General features: G+C 68.2%; 9 protein-coding genes. 4 read left to right on the forward strand and 5 right to left on the reverse strand.

The window, feature by feature from the left end; translation table 11 throughout:
• Nucleotides 1–143 precede the first annotated feature (143 nt).
• Both rdgB and rph read right to left on the reverse strand, forming a co-directional pair.
• Nucleotides 144–770 (reverse strand): RdgB/HAM1 family non-canonical purine NTP pyrophosphatase, encoded by a 627-nt coding sequence (gene rdgB / locus ACFE77_RS02190; RefSeq protein WP_375419977.1) that lies wholly within the window; start codon nucleotides 768–770, stop codon nucleotides 144–146.
• Nucleotides 767–1,480 (reverse strand): ribonuclease PH, encoded by a 714-nt coding sequence (gene rph / locus ACFE77_RS02195; protein WP_375419978.1) that lies wholly within the window; start codon nucleotides 1,478–1,480, stop codon nucleotides 767–769. The genes rdgB and rph overlap by 4 nt, the downstream gene beginning before the upstream one ends.
• Nucleotides 1,481–1,561: 81 nt before the next feature.
• Between rph and hrcA the strand changes: the two genes are divergently transcribed.
• The 3 genes from hrcA to ACFE77_RS02210 are packed head-to-tail and all read left to right on the forward strand — an operon-like array spanning nucleotide 1,562 to nucleotide 4,424.
• A complete protein-coding gene (hrcA, locus tag ACFE77_RS02200) occupies nucleotides 1,562–2,602 on the forward strand; it encodes a heat-inducible transcriptional repressor HrcA (protein ID WP_375419979.1) in 1,041 nt (346 codons plus the stop codon).
• A 13-nt stretch (nucleotides 2,603–2,615) separates the two neighbouring features.
• Complete coding sequence (gene grpE, locus ACFE77_RS02205) at nucleotides 2,616–3,167, forward strand: nucleotide exchange factor GrpE (RefSeq protein WP_375419980.1); 552 nt, start codon at nucleotides 2,616–2,618, stop codon at nucleotides 3,165–3,167.
• Nucleotides 3,168–3,203: 36 nt separating this feature from the next.
• Nucleotides 3,204–4,424, forward strand: coding sequence for a threonine synthase (locus ACFE77_RS02210; protein ID WP_375419981.1), 1,221 nt, complete (start codon nucleotides 3,204–3,206; stop codon nucleotides 4,422–4,424).
• A 12-nt stretch (nucleotides 4,425–4,436) separates the two neighbouring features.
• Here the strand turns inward: ACFE77_RS02210 and ACFE77_RS02215 are convergent, their stop codons facing one another.
• The 3 genes from ACFE77_RS02215 to ACFE77_RS02225 form a co-directional block, all read right to left on the reverse strand.
• Nucleotides 4,437–4,589 carry a hypothetical protein gene (locus ACFE77_RS02215; RefSeq protein WP_375419982.1) on the reverse strand — a complete coding sequence of 51 codons (153 nt, stop codon included), beginning with the start codon at nucleotides 4,587–4,589 and terminating at the stop codon, nucleotides 4,437–4,439.
• Between the two features lie 90 nt (nucleotides 4,590–4,679).
• The gene (locus tag ACFE77_RS02220) at nucleotides 4,680–5,135 is read right to left on the reverse strand and encodes a vgr related protein (RefSeq protein ID WP_375419983.1); all 456 of its coding nucleotides are present in this window, start codon (nucleotides 5,133–5,135) and stop codon (nucleotides 4,680–4,682) included.
• Nucleotides 5,132–5,587, reverse strand: coding sequence for a copper chaperone PCu(A)C (locus ACFE77_RS02225; protein ID WP_375419984.1), 456 nt, complete (start codon nucleotides 5,585–5,587; stop codon nucleotides 5,132–5,134). Before ACFE77_RS02225 ends, ACFE77_RS02220 begins: the two co-directional genes overlap by 4 nt.
• Before the next feature lie 168 nt (nucleotides 5,588–5,755).
• On the opposite strand from ACFE77_RS02225, the gene ACFE77_RS02230 reads away from it, so the two are divergent.
• Nucleotides 5,756–5,861 (forward strand): Hsp70 family protein (locus ACFE77_RS02230; protein WP_375419993.1); only part of this gene is annotated, 106 nt, incomplete at its 3' end.

Genomic DNA, 5,861 nt, shown 5'->3' on the forward strand with positions numbered 1-5,861 from the left:
AGGCGAAAGCCAAAGGGGGGGGAAGCTCCCCCCTTGCCAAGGGGGGGGGGGGGGGGGCCGGGGGGGGGGCGGGGGGTGGGGGGGCGGGGCCGCCGCGTACCGTGACTTGGCCGTTCCCCTCCCCCTCCGTCACCCCGCCTGGGTCACAGCACCGCGTTCACCAGCTGACGAAACGCGTCCGCGCGGTGGCTGATCGCGTGCTTGGCGTCCGGGTCCATCTCACCGAAGGTCTTCTCGCCGCCGACCGGCAGGAACATCGCGTCATAGCCGAAGCCCTTGTCGCCGCGCGGTGGCCACACCAGCGTGCCGTCGACCCGCCCCTCGAACCACTCGACATGCCCATCCGGCCACGCCAGCGCCAGCGCGCAGACGAAATGCGCATCGCGGGGAAGATCGGGCTTCTCGGCGAGACGATCCTCGACCAGCCGCATCGCCAGGTCGAAGTCCTTCGCTTCTCCCGCCCAGCGCGCCGAAAAGATGCCAGGATCACCGCCCAAAGCATCGACGCACAGCCCGCTGTCGTCCGCCAATGCGGGCAAGCCCGACAGGTCCGCCGCCTGCAACGCCTTCAACTCGGCATTCGCAACGAAGGTGGTGCCGGTTTCCTCGGGCTCGGGCAGGTCCAGTTCCGCTGCCGACACAGGTTCGATGCCATAAGCACCGAGCAGCGCGGTGATCTCGCGCACCTTGCCGGGATTGTGGCTCGCGATCACCAGCTTGCCCGGGCCGAGCTTGCGGATCGCCTGCCGGCCTTCTCCCTCGCCGCTCATTTAACCGCGCGATCCTGCGCCGCGAAGATCTCGGTGCACCCGATCCGCGCCAGGCGAAGCAGGCGGAGGAGCGCCTCTTCGTCGTACGTCGCGTGTTCGGCGGTCGCCTGCGCCTCGGCGATGTTGCCGTTTTCCAGCAGCACGAAATTGCCGTCCGCATCCGCGCCCGAATCTTCGATGTAATCGAGGTCGAGCACCGGATTGCCCTGGTAGATGCCGCAACTGACCGCCGCGACCTTCTGCTGGATCGGGTCGACCGCCAGCTTGCCGTCGGTCATCAGCTTGTTCACCGCGAGCCGAAGCGCCACCCACGCGCCCGAGATCGACGCGGTGCGGGTGCCGCCATCGGCCTGGATGACGTCGCAATCGAGCACGATCTGGCGCTCGCCGAGCAGCTTCATGTCGACCACCGAGCGGAGCGACCGGCCGATCAGCCGCTGGATCTCCTGGGTGCGGCCCGACTGCTTGCCCTTGGCGGCCTCGCGGTTGCCGCGGGTGTGCGTGGCGCGGGGCAGCATGCCATATTCGGCGGTCACCCAGCCTTCGCCCTTGCCGCGCAGGAACGGTGGCACGCGCTCTTCGATGCTGGCGGTCACCAGCACCTTGGTGTCGCCGAAGCCGACCAGCACCGATCCTTCCGCATGGCGGGTGAAATTGGGTTCGATGGTGATCGCACGCATCTGATCGGGGGCGCGGCCGCTGGGGCGCATGATACTCTCCTATGGGTCCAGAGCGGCAACGCCCTAGCTGCCGCAGTTGCGCCGCGCCAGTGGTGGCTTAGATAGCGCTGCATGGCTCCACCCGTCACCGAATTGACCGACCGCGCCCGCGACATCTTCCGCACGGTGGTGGACGGCTATGTCGCCAACGGCATGCCGATGGGGTCGAAGACGATCGCGGCGGCATCGGGGCTGAACCTTTCGCCGGCGTCGATCCGCGGGGTGATGCAGGAGCTGGAGGAGTTGGGCCTGCTCGCCAGCCCGCACACCAGCGCCGGGCGCATCCCCACGGAACGGGGGCTGCGGCTGTTCGTCGACGGCATGATGCAGGTGCTCGAACCCTCGATCGAGGAACGCGTCGCGATCGAATCGCGTGCCGGCGCGGGTGGCCCGGTCGAGGAAGCGCTCGCCGCGACCACCGCGGCGCTGTCAGGCTTGTCGGCCTGCGCCGGGCTGGTAATGGTGCCCAAGCGCGAACTAACGCTGCGCTCGATCGGCTTCGTCGCGCTGTCGCCGACCCAGGGCATGGCGGTGCTGGTCGCGGAGGACGGATCGGTCGAGAACCGCGTCGTCCAGCTGCCCGCGGGCATGAACGCGTCCGCGCTGGTCGAGGCTGGCAACTACATGTCCGCGACCCTCGCCGGGCTGACGCTCGCCGAGGCGCGGGCGCGGATCGACCGCGAACTCGGCGAAGGTCGCGCGGCGCTCGACGCCGCGGCACGGACGCTGGTCGAGCGCGGCATCGCAGTGTGGAGCGAGGACGGCACCCGCCGCCCGGTGCTGATCGTGCGCGGGCAGGGGCGGCTGATCGATACCGCCGTCGCCGCCGATCTCGACCGCGTCCGCGACCTGCTCGACGATCTCGAGGGCAAGCAGGAGGTCGCGAGCCTGCTCGACAGCGCCAGCGCGGGCGACGCGACCCGGATCTTCATCGGCGCGGAGAACAAATTGTTCGCGCTGTCGGGATCCTCGGTGATCGCCCGGCCGTTTCGCGGGCCCGGAGGGCGTGTCGTCGGGGTGGTCGCGGTGATCGGACCGACCCGGTTGAACTATGCCCGCGTCGTGCCCATGGTTGATTTTACCGCTGCAACGCTCGCCCGATTGATGGGCTGACACAGGAATATCGATGACCGATCAAGCTACCGACACCGGCGCCGACCTGCGCCAGGATACCGCCGACGCCGCACCCGAAGTCGCGGAGCATGACGAGACCCAGAGCCGCGTGGCCGAACTGGAGACGCAGCTCGCCGAGGCGAAGCAGCAGGTGCTCTACGCCCAGGCCGAGGTCCAGAACGTCCGCCGCCGCGCCGAAAAGGAGGCGCAGGACGCGCGTGCCTATGCCGCCACGAACTTTGCGCGCGACGTGCTGTCGGTGTCCGACAACCTCGCGCGCGGGCTCGCCGCGATTCCGGACGACCTGCGGGCGGATGACAAGATGAAGGGTCTCGTCACCGGCCTGGAGGCGACCGGCCGCGAGCTGGAATCGGTCTTCGCACGCCACGGAATCACCCGCATCGAATCCATGGGCGTCGCACTCGACCCGAACAAGCACCAGGCGATGCTCGAAGTACCGAGCGATGCCGCCCCCGGCACGATCGTCCAGGAAATGCAGTCCGGCTACATGATCAAGGATCGCCTGCTACGGCCCGCGCTGGTTGGCGTCGCTCGCGCCGGATAAGCGGAAGCGATGGAGACGCTCGGTCGAGAGGCACCAATGACGAACATTACCACCGATCGCCCCACCTTCGTCACCCATCTCGAATGCTCGCTGACCGGGGAGCGCTACGAGGCCGACCAGCTCCATGGTCTGTCGCGAGCGGGTCGGCCGTTGCTGGTGCGCTACGATCTGGACGCGATGGGTGCCAGCCTGTCGCGCGATGCCTTGGCGGCACGGGAGACCGATCTCTGGCGGTGGCGTGAGCTGCTGCCGGTGCGGCATACCGCCAACATCGTCAGCCTGGGCGAGATCGAGACGCCGTTGATCCCGATCCCGCGGTCGGGCGGCGCCAACGTCGTGGTAAAAGACGAGGGGCGGTTGCCGACCGGGTCGTTTAAGGCGCGTGGGCTGGTGATGGCGGTGGCGACGGCCAAGGAACTCGGCGTCACCAAAATCGCGATGCCGACCAACGGCAATGCCGGCGCCGCGCTCGCCGCCTATGCGACACGCGTCGGGATCGAGACGATCGTGTTCTGCCCCGACGACACGCCCGAGGTGAACGTCCGCGAGATCGCCGCGCAGGGCGCGCGGGTGTGGCGGGTGAACGGGCTGATCGACGATTGCGGCGCGATCGTCGGCAAGGGTGCCGCGGAGGGGCGCTGGTTCGACTTCTCGACGTTGAAGGAGCCCTACCGGATCGAGGGCAAGAAGACGATGGGTCTGGAGCTCGCCGCGCAGGGCGGCTGGACGCTGCCGGATGCGATCTTCTACCCGACCGGCGGCGGCACCGGCCTGATCGGCATGTGGAAGGCGTTCGACGAACTCGAAAGGCTTGGCTGGATCGGGTCAGCCCGGCCGCGAATGTATGCGGTACAGGCGAGCGGCTGCGCGCCTATCGTCCGCGCGTTCGAGGCGGGCGAGGAGCATGCCGAGCGTTGGGAAGACGCCAGCACCGTCGCTGCGGGGATTCGTGTGCCAAGGGCGGTCGGCGACTTCCTGATCCTGCGCGCGGTGCGGGAGAGCGGCGGGCAGGCGCTGGCTGTAGGCGATCCCGCGATCCTCCAGGCGGTCGACGACTGCGCGCGCAAGGACGGGCTGCTGATGTGCCCCGAAGGCGGCGCGACGCTCGCGGCGTACAAGCAGGCGGTGAAGACCGGCCTGGTCGACGAGGACGAACGCGTGGTGCTGTTCAATTGCGCGACCGGGCTGAAATACCCGTTGCCGCCCGCGCCGTGGACGCTCGACCGTCACGCGCCGATCGACTTCGACGCGCTGTGACGCGCCGAGCGATTACCAGCTGAACAGCGACCCGTCGCCCATATGCGCGAAGCTGTGCACCCCCCGCTCGGTCGCGCGGACCGCGACGAGCGTGTAGGCACCGCGGTCGACCGCGCAGTCGACCATCACGAGCATGAGCACTGCGGCGAGGACGAACTTGAGCATGGGGCGAGTGTAGCAGGCGAGGGGTTAAGGAAGGGTGCGTGGCGCTTGCCTAGTTCTCCCCTGGCTTGAGGAGGCGTCGTTGGCGCCCGGTCAGAACGGCAGCAACGTCTCGTACTGCGCCAGCGCCGGCGCGCCCGGCACCGTCGCTCCCCGTCGCAAGAGGAAGGCGTGGCGCACGATCTCGCCTTGCTGCTCGATGCCGTAGCGGTGCAGCGGCTGGCCCGGCTTCAGCGCGTAATCGTATCGGCACCACGGGTGCCGGGCCAGCGGCAGGTAGATGCCCTTCTGATGCTGCCAGACATGGGTCATCTCATGGATGAACAGTCCTTGGTCGGTTAGCGCACACGCCGCGAAATCGTCGCGCCAGCTGCTGCCCTTGGGGTGGAAGTGGATGCACCCGCGCGGCGCCATAACGGTGTCACGCGGCTGGAAGAACGCCCATTTGTGCCGCGCCAGCCTGACCTGCGCATAGTCGATCGCGCTGCCGAACACCGACTGCGCCAGCGCGGTCTCGCCCGGGGTGAGCGGACGCTTCTCCGCGGTCACTCGGGCGCCGGATCGCCCGCGCCGATCACGCCGGCGTCCTGCAGGATGCGGGTGCCGTCCGAGAAGGTCAGCGTCAGCGTGATCGTGCTGCCCGGCTTGATCCCGGGGTTCATGTCGAAGAACATCACGTGTAGCCCGCCGGGCTCGAACTTCACCACCTGATTGGCGGGGATCTCCACCTTCGCGAGCGGCTTCATCGTCGACATCGTGCCCTGCTGCATCGACCGGTGCAGCTCCGCCTTCACCGCGACGTCGGTGGTGATCGACACCAACGTCGTCGGAGTCGGCCCGCCATGGATGTTCAGATAGGCGGCCGCCGGCCGACCCTTCACCGCGCCGAGCCGGACCCAGGCGCGATCGCCGTAGAGGACCTTCGGCTGCGCGCACGATGCCAGCATCATCGCCGCACCCGTGGCCGCACTCGTGAGCGCAGCCGCCAAAGTCGGAACCATGCGCATCTCGTCACCCTCCCGCTTCGCGAAAACCCGAGACCGCTCTAGGTTCCGTGGCTTCTTGCGGCAAGCCGAACCCCACCTATATCCGGCCAAGCATCAACGGTTGCGCCGCCGTAACGGGGTGGAACCACGGGTATTTCGTTTGTGAGGGGCTAGAAAGCACACATGGCTAAAGTTATCGGAATCGATCTCGGCACCACCAACAGCTGCGTTGCGGTGATGGAGGGCGGCAAGCCCAAGGTGATCGAGAATGCGGAAGGCGCGCGCACCA

The sequence above is a fragment of the uncultured Sphingomonas sp. genome (genome assembly GCF_964243315.1).
GTDB lineage: Bacteria > Pseudomonadota > Alphaproteobacteria > Sphingomonadales > Sphingomonadaceae > Sphingomonas.

Coding starts and splice junctions, on each gene's coding strand:
- rdgB (WP_375419977.1), bottom strand. CDS start 770: ATGAGCGGCGAGGGAGAAGGCCGGCAGGCGATCCGCAAGCTCGGCCCG.
- rph (WP_375419978.1), bottom strand. CDS start 1,480: ATGCGCCCCAGCGGCCGCGCCCCCGATCAGATGCGTGCGATCACCATC.
- hrcA (WP_375419979.1), top strand. CDS start 1,562: ATGGCTCCACCCGTCACCGAATTGACCGACCGCGCCCGCGACATCTTC.
- grpE (WP_375419980.1), top strand. CDS start 2,616: ATGACCGATCAAGCTACCGACACCGGCGCCGACCTGCGCCAGGATACC.
- ACFE77_RS02210 (WP_375419981.1), top strand. CDS start 3,204: ATGACGAACATTACCACCGATCGCCCCACCTTCGTCACCCATCTCGAA.
- ACFE77_RS02215 (WP_375419982.1), bottom strand. CDS start 4,589: ATGCTCAAGTTCGTCCTCGCCGCAGTGCTCATGCTCGTGATGGTCGAC.
- ACFE77_RS02225 (WP_375419984.1), bottom strand. CDS start 5,587: ATGGTTCCGACTTTGGCGGCTGCGCTCACGAGTGCGGCCACGGGTGCG.